General features: G+C 62.8%; 1 pseudogene. It reads right to left on the bottom strand.

Annotated features, from left to right (window positions below):
- Positions 1–69: 69 nt before the first annotated feature.
- Positions 70–541: pseudogene (gene opdQ / locus EEB15_RS33225) on the bottom strand (porin OpdQ); the annotation flags it as partial.

Below are 541 nucleotides of genomic sequence, written 5' to 3'. Positions count from 1 at the left end.
TCTTCGTTCCGCCGCGGGGCTCTGGGGAGGGGCGGATGGCCGTAGCGCGGCTATCCGCCGGTCCTGCCGTTACCAGAGCGGCAGCGTGTAGCTGACGATCAGGCGATTTTCGTCGTAGTCGTTGGTGTAGTTGGTGCGCATGGTCGCGTTGCGCCACTTCACCCCGAGGTTCTTCAACGGGCCGCTCTGGAACACGTAGGCGATGTCCATGTCGCGTTCCCATTCCTTGCCTTCGCCCGAGGTGGTCAGCAGGTCGATGTTGTCGCCCTTGACGTAGCGGGTCATGAAGGTCAGGCCGGGAATGCCGACGCCGGCGAAGTTGTAGTCGTAGCGCGCCTGCCAGGATTTCTCGTCCTTGTTGGCGAAGTCGCCGATCTGGATGAAGTTCACCAGGTAGGGGTCGGCGCCGTTGATGTAGGCGAAGCCGGTGTCGCCGCTCATCTTCTGGTAGCCGACGCCGAAGGCGTGGTAGCCGAGGCTGTAGGTGAACATGGCGTTGAGCGCCTTGTTGTCGACGTTGCTGGAGCCGTCGTCGGTGGAG

It is taken from the genome of Ramlibacter sp. WS9, assembly GCF_003797765.1.
Lineage (GTDB): Bacteria > Pseudomonadota > Gammaproteobacteria > Burkholderiales > Burkholderiaceae_C > Ramlibacter.
The sequence above is the reverse complement of the archived record's forward strand: the minus strand, read 5'-3'. Positions and strand labels throughout refer to the sequence as shown.